This window comes from Paenibacillus sp. R14(2021) (genome assembly GCF_019431355.1).
GTDB lineage: Bacteria > Bacillota > Bacilli > Paenibacillales > Paenibacillaceae > Paenibacillus_Z.
In genome coordinates this window covers 5,018,808-5,034,556 of the sequence record NZ_CP080269.1, presented here as the reverse complement: position 1 = coordinate 5,034,556, position 15,749 = coordinate 5,018,808, and the positions used below count along the sequence as shown (strand labels likewise).

Genomic DNA, 15,749 nt, shown 5'->3' with positions numbered 1-15,749 from the left:
TTTGAATAAAGGGAGCGATCGATTTGTCCGTAAACGGAGCAGAGCCGGTCCCCACCGGCTTTACAGCTTGCGGAATAAATCTTTGAATACGGCGTCACGATGCACATAATCGACGCAGCGGATGAAGTGGCGCGTATGATCGAAGCTCCAGCGGAAATCCTCCGACAGCACCGGACTGTGTACCAGCGTGCTCGGCAGCCACGCTTCGTTGTTCAGATAAGCAATCGTCGAGATGTCCCAGATGACGCGGGAATAGCCGGCATGATCAGAAGCGCAGCCCCGGAACGTTTCATACAGATATTCGCCGACCGGCCCCTTCTCCTTCACGTAGTCTTCCACCTCGGACAGCGTTGTCAGCAGGTGGGAGGTGACGCCCATGCAAGGAATGAGCACAAGCGGAACGCCGCTGTTCAGCATCGTGCGCGAAGCGTGCAGGTCCTGATGCAGATTGAATTCTTTCGTATCTCGCCAGTGCAAAGCATGGCCGCCGAGCCAAACGACGACGATCCGTTCGATGATGCGCGGCTCCAGCAGCATCGCGGACGCAACGTTCGTAATCGCCCCGATGGCAACGACGTACAACGGGTCATCCTCCGAGGAAGCCATCGCACGCGCCACGAGATCGCGCGCAGCGGCGCTGTCGACGGGCGTGTCCGCGGCAGGCAGATAGCGCTCCGAGCCGCGGTGGATCGGGATACCGTTCATTTCGGGCAGCAGCCCGGCGATTTTGACCAGCTCGTCGTAGCTCTTCTCCATACCGTCCTTCGGACCGGAGGACAGTTCATTGTAGAACGGAGCGGCGTAGAACGCTTCGACCGTTATCTTCTCTGGTGATTTAAGCGCGTAAATGACGGCGAATTGATCATCGATTTCATTGTAGGTGTCCGTGTCCAGCACGATGCGGATTGGGCGATTCGGATATGCGAGTCGCTGCAGCAGACGCTGTTCCGATAGAACCGGAAATTGTACCATATCTTCTCTTCATCCTCCTTGAATAGCGGTTCAATTTCTTTTATGATTTGGTCATGCACACAGGAAATCGCTTACATAACATGCTCATTTTACGATATTAATCAGGCGTAATGATTCTATGATATGGCTGATTGCTTTCACGATCTGGCTGGAATTTACAATAGGGGGAGGACTTGCGATGCAGGCACAGATGGATTTTCTGTTTCAAACAGCGCGTTCGTCGCAATCCTACATGCCGATGCACACGCATACTTGCTATGAGCTCGTCTATTACGATACCGGCACGGGCACGACCTGCTTGCAAGAAATGACGTATCCGTACAAGCCGGGCACATACGCCCTGATCCCGGCGGATACGCCGCATGATGAACGAAGGTATGCGAATACCGACGTCATCTTCGTTGGTTTTCGTTTGGCGGGTGAGGAACAGGAGGCCGAGCTGGAGGCAGGCTTGTTCGAAGACGCTCCGGATCGGCCGATCGCGAAGCTGCTTCATGAGATGGTTCGGGAGATGCAGGAGCAGCGCCCCTATTATTCGGATCAATTGAATTATTTGATCGGCATGATCGTCATTGCGCATCAGCGGAGCCTGGATATCAGCATATCCAAAGCATCGGCGGACCATTTGCTCTACACGCGCACATTCATAGACGAGCATTACAATCAGAAAATCACAGTGGAGGAATTAGCGGAGATGGCGGGGTACAGCTATCATCATTTCAGGCATTTATTCAAGCGGCAGTACGGCATTTCGCCGATCGCTTATCTGCTTCGCAAGCGGGTTGAGCGTGCCTGCCAGCTGCTGCTGCACAGCAAGCTGAGCGTGACGGCTATTGCAGAGGCATGCGGCTTCTCGAGCGATGCGCAGTTCAGCACCCTCTTCAAGAGGGAGCAGGGCGTATCGCCCCGCCAGTTCCGGCAGACCCGCTCCCGCCCGCTGCCGGGCGGTGTTCACGTTTGACCGCTGCCCTCTGCCATGCGCCGCCGACTGCCCTTTAGTCAAATAAGGTTGGCTCAGCCTTGACCATGAACGGCTGTCCGTTGGCATAGTAATGGGTTTCCCGGTAGACCTTAAACGCCACCTCGACCTCCGGAATGCCGGTAAGCAGCAGGTGATTCGTAATGGCGCCCGCAACACCGTCCTGTACAGCCTGACCGCGGTCAAACCAAGCGACCTCGACAAATGGATAAGTGGGTATGGCTGCGCCGTCGAATATCGAGGTCGTAGTCAAGCAATCAATCGTGAAATTATCTTTGCTGCATTTGCAAATCTGCGCAAGTTCCTCGACAAGCGCGGTACTGATCTTCATGACCTCCGAGACGTTGATGCCTCGCATCGTGAGCTGCGGCATGGGGTTGATCGCTCCTTCTTATTCGTAGTCGACGTATTGTTCTTCTTCGGCGATGTTTTGCAAGTCATGACCGGAAATCACAATAATACCGTAGCCGGGCGTCACCTCGGCATGCTTGCGGGCCAGTTCGAGCAAGAACCTTGGAGAGCCTTCCTGTTCCTCGTCGTAGATGAGCAGGAGTCCCTCCGAGTTATCCAGCAGAAACCGGTCTCGCGCCTTGAACTGCCAAGGTCCCGTATACTTCTGCTTGGATACGCTGTTTATGTAGTCGGCTTGGGCAAGTATGCCGCTGTAGGTCTCTTTCTTCTGTTCGTTCCAATTCTCTTCCTGCTCCAGAAATGGCGTAATTACCGCCAAGCGCAGCGTTTCATATTCAGCTCTAAGCTCCAGCGCGACCTCTGCAGCCCACAGCTCAACACCCCATTGTCCGCTGACAATGACCCATTCCAATCCCTCGTCGATCAATGCTTGCAGCTGCTTCTTCAGCGCCTTCTTAATAATTCCGATGCCTGGATGCTTGCCCGAGAATATTCCGAGCTCCGAGGCCTTGTAGCCGGTAACCAGCACTTGTTTCATCGCAATCCTATACTCCTTCTCCGAGCCTATAGCTAAGCGTAGCACAAACAAAGAGCGCCGGACAACCATGCCGGCTTTTGGCATGGGTCCCGCGCTCTACGTTCAGGGGGTATTGGCTTACCTGGCTGCCAGAATCATCTCGACAAACTCCTTCGATACGTAAGCCTTTCCTTTAATCAGCATCGGCGCGTAATCAATCATTTTTTTGTCCATGCCGACCATGATCGACTTGCTGCCCAGCATGATGGTTATGGTCGCCGCTTTCATTTTCATATCCGTCATTGCGTTCATATCCTTCATCTCGTTCATATCCTTCATCTCGTTCATGCCGGTCTTTGTAAGCATGATCGCATCCTTCGACCATGCTACGCTGTAGCCGAGCGATAGTGCAATTTGACGAAGCGGCACGAGGCTGTGACCACCCTTCTCCATCACCATGACTTGGCTGTAATCCACCTTCGGTTTCATCTCCATATCCGCCGCCGATACGATTCCCGGTACCATAATTGCCACTGCGAGCGCCGATACGGCGGCCCATTTCATTCTCTTCTTCATTGCCGTCACTCCTCTGATTTTGATGAAAAACAGCTGCGCCGTGGTCGGTTCATGTCTCGAATTTACAGGCCATTTGTTTTTCTTGGTCTTCTAGAGAATAAGACAGCAACCTTAAGCCCCCCTATCGAAATTATTAATTTTCGCTTTCATTTCCAGTACGAAAGAATTCGGAGGATCGAAAGCTTGCTTCAATATCCACGACGCGCGCACAAAAAAGACGGGACCAAGTCATATTCGCATGACGGGCCTCCGCCTTCGGAAACGCTTTGTAATCGAGAAGCAAAAGTTTGCACGCATACGCACATGTGCTGTTTATCTCTGTACCGCATGCAAGCAGCAGTCATCGACTATGCATTTGGCCTTATGTACAGATCGATGCGCATCTGCGGAAAAAACATATGCTACAGTTCCTTCCCCTTCGGGTAGTGCTCCTTCGGCTCCCAGACGAATGTACCGTCCTCCAGCATCACGTACGTGGTGAAATCACGCTGCCCTTGATGCAGCGTGATGATACGAGCACCGCGGGGAAAGCCGTCCCTTCCATACGTCTGATAGCCGCTGGCCCGGCCGTAGCAGAGCCGAATATCGTGCAATGCGCCCCAATAGTCATTTACGTGGTCGTGTCCGCAGAAGGTGCCGACGATATCGCCCATTTCCAGCATGGATGCAAACAGTCCCGAGTTCACGGGAGGACTGGCAACGCCCTCGTATTTGCTGCCGTAGCAGAGCTCCCGCTTCCACACCTGCTTGTATTCCGGCAGCGGAATATGGAAGAACGCAAGCGACGGCATCGGCTCCCCGCCGTTCGCAGCCGTATTCGCGGCGGACCGGTCCGCGTACCAGTTTACCTGATCGCGCTGGATCCATTGGTAGCCATCGATGCCGGGCACCTCGGAATAGCTCCCGCTGTCGAACAGATAAAGCGCATTCAGCGGTTTGCCGCTTACGGCATCTCGAACGAACAGCACCGCATTGCCTTCGCCGCTCAGCTCCGGCGGCCCCGCTTCGCTCACGCAGCAAGCATGCTCGAGCTGCACGGACATCAGCTCGCTGCGCGTGACGAGATGCTCCGTATCGTGATTGCCGAATACGGCGGCCCAAGGGATGCCGCGGGCATCCACAGTCTGAACGGCATCACGGAAGGACTGCCGCGGATCCGAGCAGTTCTTGCTGTAGATAACGTCTCCGGTGAACATGACGAGATCAGGAGCAACGGCGCCGATGACCTTCTCCATGAGCTTTCTCGTCCGCACGTCGTCCGCTTCTCCATTCTGCCAATGAAGGTCCGTGAATTGCACGATCGTGAACGTGCCGTCTTCCCGGTAGTGAAGCGCGTGTTCCATGTCCATCAGCTCCTCTGCTCTGATTGCATCTCCTAGATTTCCACCCCTGCCTCGAGGCCAAAAACACCGTCGATGGTGGCAAGTGCAACGATTACATCTTCGAATTTTTTGGCGTGTCCGAGCTTTAATTGAAGCCTTACGATCAGCATTTCATTGCGGTCCGCGGCTGCGACCTCTTCGTTCTCAACGATGATTTTGTTAATGCCGATCCCGGAACGATGCAGCTCCGCCACCACTTTGCTGAGACTTGCGGAATCCTTGTTAACCCGCATGACGAGATCCCGCTTACGCTTAGCCCGCGAGAACCGCTTCTCGAATTTATTCAAGACGAACAGGCTTACAACGACAAGCAGCGTCAGTACAGCCGCTCCGTAGTAGAATCCCGCGCCTACCGTTAAGCCGATTGCCGCAACGACCCATAAAGAAGCAGCGGTCGTGAGTCCTGACACCGTAATCCCCGTGCGAAGAATGGTACCTGCGCCGAGAAAACCGATTCCGCTGATGACCTGCGCGGCAAGACGTGCAGGATCCAGACGTACGTTCGGATCCGACGCAAACTCGGAGAAGCCATACATGGACAAGAGCACGATCGCGGCAGAGCCCAAACAAACGAGAATATGCGTCCGGAATCCCGCGGAATGGCCGCCCAGCTCGCGTTCAAGCCCGATCAGCCCGCCGAGCACCAGCGCGAGCATCAGGCGGATCGTCAATTCCCAATAACTAATTTCCCATATGCTAGGGTCATATACTTGAGGTACTGTCATGGCTCCTCATTCCTTCACTGTAATCGCCGTAGGGGCAGGTTCCGCTTTCGCCCTTGTCTTATCTATACGCCGGAAATGCAGACAATGCCCCTGCTATTCCCAAAAAAAGCATCTCGCACGCAACGTCTACCGCCCAAGCTGCGCTTCAAACCACTCATAGCCAAAGCCGACATGCTCGGGACGATGCGAATCCGAGCCGTACACCAGCTCGACGCCCTGCTCGCTGCAGGCAGACATAAACCATGCCGGCACGTAGGTCTTGCCGCAGGTCGGCACGCGCAGCCCGGCTGTATTCACATCAATGCCGACTCCGCTTTTCGCGAGCAGCGGCACGATTGCCGTAAGGCGGCGCTTAATCTGCGCTTCGTCGATGGGCGGCAGCTCCTTGACGAATTTCTCGATCAGGTTGATATGTCCGAGCCGTTTGCGCATCGGCAGCCCCGAAGCCCACTCGATCGCCGCTTCCACGTGATTGTAATACTCGTCGACGACCTTCTCCATCGTACCGTAATAAGACAGCAAATTCGCCGTGAAATCGGCCGGCGTGAAGTCGATGCTCCGCATGCCTCCTACGCCCGGCAAATAGTGAACCGAGTAGACGACATCCTCCAGCACATGTTGATAGCGGTCCACGATCGCTTCCGTATAAGACAAGGAACCCTGGAGGTAGTCGAGCTCAAGGCCTGTGGTCACTTGGATTCGGCCTTCGTACTTCTGTTTAATGGACTTTACATAGTCCATGTACTGCGGCAGCCCTGCTTCCGGCATGGCCAGCTCGGCCATCAACCGTTCATCCGGCAGCCAAGCGGCCGGCAGCGGCGGGTGCTCGCTGATCGTGTAGCGGTGGAATCCCAGCTCGATCGCACGATCGACATAGGCCTCCGACTCTGCGCTGCTGCCGTGATAACAAAACTTTGTGTGCGTATGGCCGTCCCATTTCAACGATAATGGCATGGTTTCCTCCAGTTATTGCTGCCCATGAAATGCGGCAGCGGAATGAATGTATTTGCTCCAAGTATATCATTACACGGAGAGTGTTCAACCACCGCATGCCGAAACAATTCGTTCGGGAGGCAGCAGCGTTCGATTCTCGTCCAAAATCATCTTTAAACCCGGAGATTTTCTGCTATAATGAATTCTGTTCATTCCGGTTATTCTAAACGCATGGCCTAAAAGGAAAAACATTGATTGCCTTTAATGGAGAAAGAAGAGAGGAACCACTCATGATTAGTCGATTTAAACGATTGTTAATTGGGCGGCCGATGAAGAGTGCCGAACTGGAAGGCGAGAAGCTAAGCAAGCTGAAGGCGCTTGCAGTGCTTTCCTCCGATGCGCTCTCGTCGGTTGCTTACGGTACGGAGCAGATTCTGCTCGTGCTGATGGCAGCAGGTTTTGCCGCGGTATGGTACTCCATTCCGATTTCGATCGCCGTACTTGGTCTTTTATTAGTTCTAATCTTCTCGTACCGCCAGACGATTTACGCGTATCCGAAGGGCGGCGGCGCCTACATCGTTGCCAAGGATAATCTTGGCGTATCGACGGGACTCTTGGCCGGCGGCTCTCTGCTCGTCGACTATATTCTTACCGTTGCCGTCAGCTCCTCGGCCGGTACGGATGCCATTACGTCCGCGTTTCCGTCGCTTCATGAACACCGGGTGCTTATCGCGCTCATCATGATCGTATTCCTGACCGTCATGAATTTGCGCGGAATCGGCGAATCCGCCTCAATCCTGGCCTATCCTGTCTATTTATTCGTCGGCTCGGTGTTTCTGCTTATCATCGCAGGCGCTATCAAGGTCATGATTCACGGCGTGCACGGCGATATTCCCGAGCTGGGGAAAGCCGTTTCCAACATCAGCTTGTTCATGCTCCTGAAAGCATTCAGCTCCGGCTGTTCCGCGCTGACGGGGGTCGAAGCGGTGTCCAATGCCATTCCGAACTTCAAGAAACCGGCGGAACGCAATGCCGCCCTGACGCTCATCATGATGGGCGCCATTCTTGGCGTGATGTTCATCGGCATCAGCTTGCTCGCGTATTGGAACGGCATTGTCCCGAATCCCAAGGAAACAGTCGTATCCCAAATCGCGAACGCCACCTTCGGGCGGGGCATACTGTACTACATCATTCAGGGGATTACGGCCTTGATACTGTTCTTGGCCGCCAACACCGCCTATTCGGCCTTCCCGCTGCTCGCGTTCATGCTGGCGAAGGACAAATACATGCCGCATGCCTTCATGGTGCGGGGCGACCGTCTCGGCTTCTCGAACGGGATTATTTTCTTAGGCGTATTCTCTGCGCTGCTCGTCGTGCTGTTCCACGGCAATACCGAGAATCTCATCCCGCTCTATGCGGTCGGGGTGTTCATTCCGTTCACGCTGTCCCAGCTCGGCATGATGGTGCGCTGGCTGCGCCTTAAGCCGGCCAACTGGCTGTTCGGCTTCATCGTCAATACGATCGGTATGCTGACGACGCTGGTCATTACGCTGATCTTTATTTTCACGAAGTTCAGCCAAATTTGGTTCGTCTTCATCTTCCTGCCGATCGTCATCATGATCTTCTACAAGATCAGCCGCCACTATACGAATACCGCCGATGAGCTTCGCATCAACATCGACAAGGAAAAGCCGGTGATCAAAGGCAGCACCGTCGTCGTGCCTGTTGCCGGTATCACAAAAGTCGTGCTGCATTCCATCAGCTATGCCAAGTCGCTTACCGATAACGTCGTCGCGGTCTATGTCGGCTTCGATGAGGAAGAGATTGAGCGGCTGGAGAAGAAATGGGAAGAGTGGAATCCCGGCGTTCGCCTGATCGTCCTGCGTTCCAGCTACCGCAGCATTATCCGCCCGATCATCCGCTTCATTGAGACGGTAGAATGGAAGACGCAGGAAACCGACCATATCACGGTGCTCATTCCGCAGTTCATCACAAAACACTGGTGGCAGAACTTCCTGCATAACCAATCCAGCCTGCTGCTCCGCGCCTATCTGTTCAACCAGAAGGATATCGTTATCGCGACGGTTCCATATCACTTGATGCGTTAATGGCCGTGCTCGCAGAGCCCATAAATCAACAAAACGTGCACCTTCCGCGAGGAGGTGCACGTTTTGTTTTAGGGAGGGGCTATGCCCTCATGCTTCCGGGCCGGTCCGTTCGCCAGAAGCTTCGACAATTACCGGATTCCTCTGGTTGTACAAAAAAAAGCGGAAAGCATGCAGCCATGCTTCCCGCTCACTTCCTCATCTACCCAAGCAATATCGCGTCGATGAGCGCTAGCTCGCTGTCCGTAAAATCAGGCGCCGCAAGCGCACCGACCGCATCATCGATCTGGCTGATCTTGCTCGCGCCGATCAGCGCGGAGGTAACGCGTCCGCCGCGCAGCACCCAGGCTAGCGCCATCTGCGACAGCTTCTGCCCGCGGGCACGTGCCAGCTCGTCCAAGCGGCGCACCTTGGCGAGAATTTCATCCGTGATGGTCTCTGCCTTCAAGAACCTGGAAGGTCCTGCGGCGCGGGAATCCGGCGCAATGCCGTTCAGGTAGCGGTCTGTCAGAATGCCGGCTCTCAGCGGAGAGAAGGCGATGGAACCGATCCCCTCTTCCTCCAGCACGTCCAGCAGTCCGTCCTCCACCCAGCGGTCCATCATGTTGTACCTCGGCTGATGAATGAGGCACGGCGTTCCCAGCGATTTCAGAATGCGCGAAGCCTCGCGCGTCTGCTCGGCCGAGTAATTGGAGAGGCCGACATACAGTGCTTTGCCCTGACGGACGATCAAATCCAGCGCGCTCATCGTTTCTTCCAGCGGCGTATCCGGGTCCGGACGGTGATGATAGAAAATATCGACATAATCGAGACCCATCCGAGTCAAGCTCTGGTTCAGGCTCGCCACGAGGTACTTCTTGGAGCCCCATTCCCCGTATGGCCCGGGCCACATGTCATAGCCTGCCTTCGTTGAGATAATCAGCTCATCGCGGTAAGGCGCCAAATCCTGCTTCAGAAGGCTACCGAAATTCTCTTCGGCGGAGCCGGGAGGCGGTCCGTAATTGTTCGCAAGATCAAAATGGGTAATCCCGAGATCGAATGCTTTCCTCGCCATTGCCCGCTGGCTCTCCAGCATATTGATGCCGCCGAAATTATGCCACAAGCCAAGCGAAATCGCAGGCAGGCGCAGCCCGCTACGTCCTGAGCGATTGTATGTCATTTTGTCGTATCGTTCTTGTTGGGCGCTATATTTCATGTTCAAAAATCCTCCTTAGTTTCATTACTATCATCTTAAAGGTGGGCCGTGAACAAGCCAATGTCAGCAAGGATGATAGTTATGTTATAATGTCAGCCCTCACACTAGACGGCATAAGCTGCTTCGGCGAGACGCCCTTTACTTTCTTGAACATTTTCGAGAAAAGCAGCGCATCTTGATAGCCGACGGACCTAGCGACCTCGCCGACCGTGTACGCACCGCTTTCCAGCAGGTCGCTAGCCCGATCCATCCGGTATTGAAGCAAATACTGCTGCGGCGGGAGGCCGAGCGCTTCTTTGAACAGGACGGAGAAATATTTGCGGTCCAGTCCGATCAGAGCGGCAAGCTGTGCGACGGTTAAATTCTCGGAGAAGTGGGCGTGGATAAACGCGATGCTGCGGTGAACGTAGCTGTCCTGCTTCCTTACGCTGGCATGCTTGTCCGCGGATGCCGGGGCCGCCTCGACCAAGGCAACCATAAATGAATAAAGAAGCGTCGTCAGCCGAAGATCAACACTGCCCCCCTGCTGCAGCGCGTCGCAGAGCGATTCGTAGAGCCCCGGCATGAGCTTCAGATCCATGGCAAAGACCGGCTCGGCCGGCTTCAGACTCGTACCGGCCAAAATATCCGGCATGCGCGCGCCTTGGAACGCCATCCATGAATACGTCCACGGCTCGGCCTCGTCCGCTTCATAGCGCGTTACCACCTGCGGGTAAATCAAGAACGCCTCGCCCGCTGACAGCTTGTACGACCGGTCGCCGACGGTTACCGTTCCGAACCCGTCATGCACGAAATGGACCTTATAGCATTCCCGGATGCCAGGTCCTACAGAATTGCCGGGCGTGCACTGCTCCTTGCCCCAATACAGGAGCTCCAGATCCGTATCCTCGCGGTAAGGCCGCTCAGGGTTGAAGATCGATTTTCCCATGCCGAATGCCTCCTCCGTGCAACCTTCTGCTAGCATCATAGCATAGAACAACTAGAAAAGCCTGCGCCGCCGGCACCCTGCTCACCGGTGTACACAGGCTCCTACTCACTTCGCCAGCAGGTCCATAAACTGATGTACCGCCATGGCGTCAAGCGTATCCGGGTCTTCGCAAATCGAGAGAATGCGGCGCACCCGTTCATCCGAATAGCCCGCGGCCAGATTGCTTTCGCATTTCCGCTTCAGCAGCGGGATGCCCTCCTCCCGTCTGCGCCGGTGGCCGATCGGATATTCGGTAATGACCTGCTCCGTCATGCTGCCGTCTTGAAAAAACACCTGCACGCCGTTCGCGATGGAGCGCTTCTCGGGATCCAGGTAGTCTCTGGAAAACTGAGCGTTCTCCACAATCTTCATTCTTGCCCTCAGCCGGTCGATTCGCGGATCCGCAGCCGCCGAATCCTCGTAATGATCCGCGGTCAAGCAGCCGTGAATCAGCCCGACGGCCGTCATGTACTGCAGGCAGTGGTCGCGGTCGGCCGGATTGTGCAGCGGTCCCTGCTTGTCGATGATGCGAATAGCGGACTCATGGGTTGCAATCACGATTCGGGCGATCTCCTCCAGCCTGCCGGCCACCCGGGGATGAAGCGCAATTGCGCTCTCCACGGCGGTCTGGGCGTGAAACTCGGCGGGGTAGGCGATTTTGAACAGGACGTTCTCCATCACATAGGAACCGAAGGGACGTTCCTGCGTCAGAGGCCGGCCTCTAAACAAGGCGTCGCTGAAGCCCCAGCCCTGCGCGGACAAGACGGACGGATAGCCCATCTCGCCGCGCAGCGTGAGGAAGGCCAGCTGCATGGCGCGGCTGGCGGCATCGCCAGCCGCCCAGGACTTGCGCGAGCCGGTGTTCGGCGCATGTCTGTAGACGCGGAGCGGATGACCGTCTAGCCAGGCATGCGACAACGCGCTGATGACCGCGTCCTTCGTGCCGCCGAGCAGACCGGTAACGATGGCGGTCGAAGCCACCTTGACGAGAATGACGTGATCCAGGCCGACCCGGTTGAAGCTGTTGCCCAGCGCGAGCACGCCTTGAATTTCATGCGCCTTGATCATCGCAGTCAGGACGTCGCGCATGCGAAGCGGAGGCTGGCCCGCCGCCTCGTTCTGCCGGCTGGCATAGTCCGCCGCCGCTAGAATCGCGCCGAGATTGTCGGAGGGATGGCCCCATTCCGCCGCCAGCCAAGTGTCGTTATAATCGAGCCAGCGGATCATGCAGCCGATGTTGAAGGCCGCCGTCACGGGATCCAGCCTATAAGCCGTGCCGGGAATCCGGACGCCGCTTTGCAGCTCCGCGCCGGGCACGACGGGACCGAGCAGCTTCGTGCATGCGGGATAGCTGAGCGCAAGTATGCCGCAGCCCAGCGTATCCATCAGGCAGTATCGCGCCGTCTCATAAGCCAGCTCGCTGTCGATCACGGCATCCGACGCATAGTCGGCAATATCGACAAGCAGCTGGTCCGGCTGGGGTCTTGCGTTATTTTCAAAGCCGTCCGTCATTCGTGCTCACCTCGCTTTCACGAGCGATTGGGATCGTTAACGTCTTCCGTGCAGCTCCAGCCAAGGCTGGTTGTCAGGTCCGACATATGCAGCGGTCGGCCGGATAATACGGTTGTTCTGCCGCTGCTCCATAATGTGGGCGCTCCAGCCCGCGAGCCGGGCGATGACGAAGATCGGCGTAAACATCTCCGTTGGAATGCCCATGAAATGATACGCCGTCGCGCTGTAGAAATCCAAATTCGGGAACAGCGCCTTCTCCTCGCGCATCACCTCTTCAACCGCTTCAGAGATCGGGTAGAGCCCAGCGTCCTGAGCCCAAAGCGAAAGCATCTCGGACCATTTCTTGATAATGTCCGAGCGCGGATCGGAAATGGCGTATACCCGGTGCCCGAAGCCCATGATGAGCTGCTTCGACGCAAGCATGGCCCGGATGCCTTCGACGGCTTCCTCCGGCGATTGGAACTGCGTAATGAGCGCCATCACCGCTTCGTTGGCCCCGCCATGCAAGTTGCCGCGCAGCGTGCCGATGCCTGTTGCGATGCAGGCATAGTAGTTGGACAGCGTGGATGCCGTCACACGGGCGGCGAACGTGGACGCATTGAACTCGTGCTCCGCGTACAGCGTCAGTGATATATCGAAGACGCGCTGGGAACGCGTCTCGGGATGCCTCCCGTGCAGCAGATGAAGAAAATGGCCGGCAACGGTGTAGCTGTCCGGATCGAAAGCCGGCGCTTTCGCAGAAGCGCTTCCGTCAGGTACAGCCGCAGCAGACTGGTCCGGACTTTCGCCCTCCACCGGCGTTCCCGCCGCACCGGACGAGCGGCCTTCGGCACCAGCATGCTCCGATCCTTCAGCCGCGCTGTTGGGAAGCCCATCATCCGTATCTGCGCGAAACACCCGACGCACCGGTTCGGCGGATGCCGGCGCCGCTGCAGCCCGGCCTCCGCCCCGGTGATAATGATGCCAATGCAGCAGCATGGGGCCCGTCAGCGCGATGAGCCGGTCGGCGATATCGGCAGCCGTCCGCTGCGGCGACTCCGGCTCCAGCGTCCCAAGCGCTGCACAGCCGATCTGCAGCACCTCCATGGGATGGGAGCTGGCCGGAAGCAGCTCCAAGAACTGCTGCAGCACCGCGGGCAGACGACTCGCGGCTGCCAGCTTGCGCCGGTAATCCGTCAGCTCGTCGACGTTCGGGAGCTTGCCGCGAATGAGCAGATATGCCGTTTCCTCGAAGCTGCCGTTCTCCGCCAAATCCTCGATTGCATAGCCGCGATACGTAAGTCCCCGCCCGTCCTTGCCTACCGTGCTGATTGCCGTCTCCCCTGCTTCCACGCCGGCCAAGCCGCCGGGCTTTTTCACGGCCATCCCTTATCCCTCCTCCGAGTTATTACCTGCGTCAAATAACGCATCCAGCTTCCGTTCGTAATCGTAATAGCCCAAATACCGGTACAGCTCCTCGCGCGTCTGCATGAGCCCAGTCACATCCGCCTGCGTTCCTTTCCCCCGAATGGCCTCGTACACGCGGAGCGCCGCGGCATTCATCGCCCGAAACGCGGACAGCGGATACAGCACCATCGCCGCGCCGGCGGTGCCCAGCTCCTCTACCGTAAACAGCGGCGTGCGCCCGAACTCCGTCATGTTCGCGAGTACCGGCACCGTGACCTGCGCCGTAAAGGCTTGGTATTCCGCCAAGCTGCCCGCCGCCTCCAGAAAAATCATGTCTGCGCCGGCTTCCACATAAGCCAGCGCACGCGCAACCGCGCCTTCCATGCCTTCCGCGGCAAGCGCATCGGTTCGCGCCATGAGGACGAAATCCGCGTCATACCGTGCGTCCGCCGCGCTCGCAAGGCGGTCGGCCATCTCGCTAGTCGTTACAAGCCCCTTGTTCGGCCGGTGGCCGCAGCGCTTCGCGGCCACCTGATCCTCGATGTGAATGCCTGCCGCTCCGGCGCGAATCATTTCTTTTACCGTGCGGGCGATATTGAACGCGGAGCCGAAGCCCGTATCCGCATCGACCAGCAGCGGCAGCTCCACCGCTCCGCTGATGCGGCGGACATCCTCCGCCACGTCGTGCTGCGTCGTGATGCCGAGATCCGGCAGCCCGAAGGAAGCATTTGCTACACCCGCGCCGGAAACGTACAAGGCGCGGAATCCCGCTGCCTGTGCCAGCATAGCCGCATAGGCATTGACGGCGCCTGCGATCTGCAGCGGCTTCTCCTGCCGGAGCGCCTCCCTGAACCGGCTTCCCGGTGATAATCGGCTTGATTGTGCTGCCATTAACGCGCAGCCTCCTTTCACTAACGGTATTGTTCCGTCCGCTATCGCTTAAGCAGCTCACCCGAAATCACGATCCGATGAATCTCGTTCGTGCCTTCATAGATCTGCGTTACCTTCGCATCCCGGAACAGCCGCTCCGCCGGCTGCTCCTCCGTCAATCCGCCACCTCCGCACCACTGCAGCGCCCGCGTCGCGACGCTCATCGCCGTATCGCTGGCGAACATTTTGGCCATCGACGCTTCCATCGCGCAGGGCCTGCCCTGCCGCAGCAGATCCGCGGCGCGGTAGACGAGCAGCGCGGCCGCCTCCACCTGCGCCGCCATCTCGCGCAGCTCGCTTGCGGCTCTCTCCCGCTGGCGCGGCGGCGCCTCGCGCATGCCGAGCTCCGCCTGCGACAGCGCGGCCCGCGCGATGCCGAGCGCCTGCGCGCCGATGCCGATGCGGCCGCCGCTCAGCGCGGATTTGGCAATGCGGAAGCCTTGCCCTTCCGCGCCAAGCCGCTGCGAAGCCGGAATCCGCGCCTCCTCCAGGATGAGCTCGCATGTATTGGAGCCGCGGAGCCCCATCTTCTTCTCCTTCTTCCCGACGCGGAAGCCGGGCGTATCCTTGCCCACGAGAAAGGCTGTCATGCCGCTCGTTCCCGTCCGCAGGTCGTCCGGCGCTGCTGCGCTGGCGTCCTGCAACGCAGCGAACAACAGATACTGATCCGCCTCCCCCGCGTTCGTAATAAACACCTTGGACCCTGACAGCACATACGCATCCCCGCTGCGCACAGCCGCCGTCCGAATGGTCGAAGCGTCCGAGCCCGCATGCGGTTCCGTCAGCGCAAACGCGCCCAGCCAAGCGCCGGAGGCAAGCTGCGGCAGGCAGCGGCGCTTCTGCTCCGGGGTGCCGTGATAGACAATTGGCAAGGTTCCGACCGATGTATGCACCGCCAGAATGACCCCGACTGCCGCGCTGACCCGCGAGATTTCCTCGATGGCCAGCATGTAGGCGACCATATCGCAGCCGCTCCCGCCGTATTCCGACGCAATCGGCAGCCCCAGCAAGCCCTGCCGTCCCATCTCATCCACGAGCGCCCGGGGGAAGACATCGCTCTCTTCCATCGCCAGAACGGCCGCAGCCACATGGGAAGCCGCAAATGTCCGTACCCGTTCCCGCAGCGCCTCCTGCTCCTGCGTAAACCGAAACCTCACCG

Annotated in this window: 15 protein-coding genes; 2 read left to right on the top strand and 13 right to left on the bottom strand. The window is 57.6% G+C overall.

The genetic code is table 11. The annotated features are described in order from the left end of the window. Positions 1–60: 60 nt before the first annotated feature. Positions 61–972, bottom strand: a complete 912-nt coding sequence (locus tag KXU80_RS23320) for a nucleoside hydrolase (RefSeq protein ID WP_219835520.1) — start codon at positions 970–972, stop codon at positions 61–63. Between the two features lie 118 nt (positions 973–1,090). Here KXU80_RS23320 and KXU80_RS23315 point away from each other — a divergent pair, with 118 nt between their 5' ends. After that, the gene (locus tag KXU80_RS23315; protein ID WP_219835519.1) at positions 1,091–1,933 is read left to right on the top strand and encodes an AraC family transcriptional regulator; all 843 of its coding nucleotides are present in this window, start codon (positions 1,091–1,093) and stop codon (positions 1,931–1,933) included. Positions 1,934–1,967: 34 nt separating this feature from the next. Here the strand turns inward: KXU80_RS23315 and KXU80_RS23310 are convergent, their stop codons facing one another. The 6 genes from KXU80_RS23310 to hisJ form a co-directional block, all read right to left on the bottom strand. Next, on the bottom strand, positions 1,968–2,324 hold the full coding sequence (locus KXU80_RS23310; protein WP_219835518.1) for a DUF1904 family protein: 357 nt from the start codon (positions 2,322–2,324) through the stop codon (positions 1,968–1,970). An 18-nt stretch (positions 2,325–2,342) separates the two neighbouring features. Then, positions 2,343–2,900 (bottom strand): SLOG family protein, encoded by a 558-nt coding sequence (locus KXU80_RS23305; RefSeq protein ID WP_219835517.1) that lies wholly within the window; start codon positions 2,898–2,900, stop codon positions 2,343–2,345. A 117-nt stretch (positions 2,901–3,017) separates the two neighbouring features. Beyond that, complete coding sequence (locus tag KXU80_RS23300; RefSeq protein WP_219835516.1) at positions 3,018–3,455, bottom strand: stalk domain-containing protein; 438 nt, start codon at positions 3,453–3,455, stop codon at positions 3,018–3,020. Between the two features lie 401 nt (positions 3,456–3,856). Continuing rightward, positions 3,857–4,798: a metallophosphoesterase family protein gene (locus tag KXU80_RS23295; protein ID WP_219835515.1), complete on the bottom strand. Its 942-nt coding sequence runs from the start codon at positions 4,796–4,798 to the stop codon at positions 3,857–3,859. A gap of 32 nt (positions 4,799–4,830) precedes the next feature. Beyond that, a complete protein-coding gene (locus KXU80_RS23290) occupies positions 4,831–5,562 on the bottom strand; it encodes an MgtC/SapB family protein (protein WP_219835514.1) in 732 nt (243 codons plus the stop codon). Positions 5,563–5,688: 126 nt separating this feature from the next. Then, entirely contained in the window at positions 5,689–6,516 is an 828-nt protein-coding gene (gene hisJ, locus KXU80_RS23285; RefSeq protein ID WP_219835513.1) for a histidinol-phosphatase HisJ, read from the bottom strand. A gap of 269 nt (positions 6,517–6,785) precedes the next feature. Here hisJ and KXU80_RS23280 point away from each other — a divergent pair, with 269 nt between their 5' ends. Next, positions 6,786–8,603, top strand: a complete 1,818-nt coding sequence (locus KXU80_RS23280) for an APC family permease (protein ID WP_219835512.1) — start codon at positions 6,786–6,788, stop codon at positions 8,601–8,603. Between the two features lie 199 nt (positions 8,604–8,802). Here the strand turns inward: KXU80_RS23280 and mgrA are convergent, their stop codons facing one another. From mgrA to KXU80_RS23250, 6 genes are all read right to left on the bottom strand, one after another. Then, positions 8,803–9,795 carry an L-glyceraldehyde 3-phosphate reductase gene (gene mgrA, locus KXU80_RS23275; RefSeq protein WP_219835511.1) on the bottom strand — a complete coding sequence of 331 codons (993 nt, stop codon included), beginning with the start codon at positions 9,793–9,795 and terminating at the stop codon, positions 8,803–8,805. A 79-nt stretch (positions 9,796–9,874) separates the two neighbouring features. Next, positions 9,875–10,723 (bottom strand): AraC family transcriptional regulator, encoded by an 849-nt coding sequence (locus tag KXU80_RS23270; protein WP_219835510.1) that lies wholly within the window; start codon positions 10,721–10,723, stop codon positions 9,875–9,877. A 105-nt stretch (positions 10,724–10,828) separates the two neighbouring features. Continuing rightward, on the bottom strand, positions 10,829–12,274 hold the full coding sequence (locus tag KXU80_RS23265) for a bifunctional 2-methylcitrate dehydratase/aconitate hydratase (protein WP_219835509.1): 1,446 nt from the start codon (positions 12,272–12,274) through the stop codon (positions 10,829–10,831). A gap of 36 nt (positions 12,275–12,310) precedes the next feature. After that, entirely contained in the window at positions 12,311–13,639 is a 1,329-nt protein-coding gene (locus KXU80_RS23260; protein WP_219835508.1) for a citrate/2-methylcitrate synthase, read from the bottom strand. A 3-nt stretch (positions 13,640–13,642) separates the two neighbouring features. Continuing rightward, a complete protein-coding gene (gene prpB, locus KXU80_RS23255) occupies positions 13,643–14,551 on the bottom strand; it encodes a methylisocitrate lyase (protein WP_219835507.1) in 909 nt (302 codons plus the stop codon). A 41-nt stretch (positions 14,552–14,592) separates the two neighbouring features. Continuing rightward, the gene (locus KXU80_RS23250; RefSeq protein WP_219835506.1) at positions 14,593–15,747 is read right to left on the bottom strand and encodes an acyl-CoA dehydrogenase family protein; all 1,155 of its coding nucleotides are present in this window, start codon (positions 15,745–15,747) and stop codon (positions 14,593–14,595) included. Positions 15,748–15,749 lie beyond the last annotated feature (2 nt).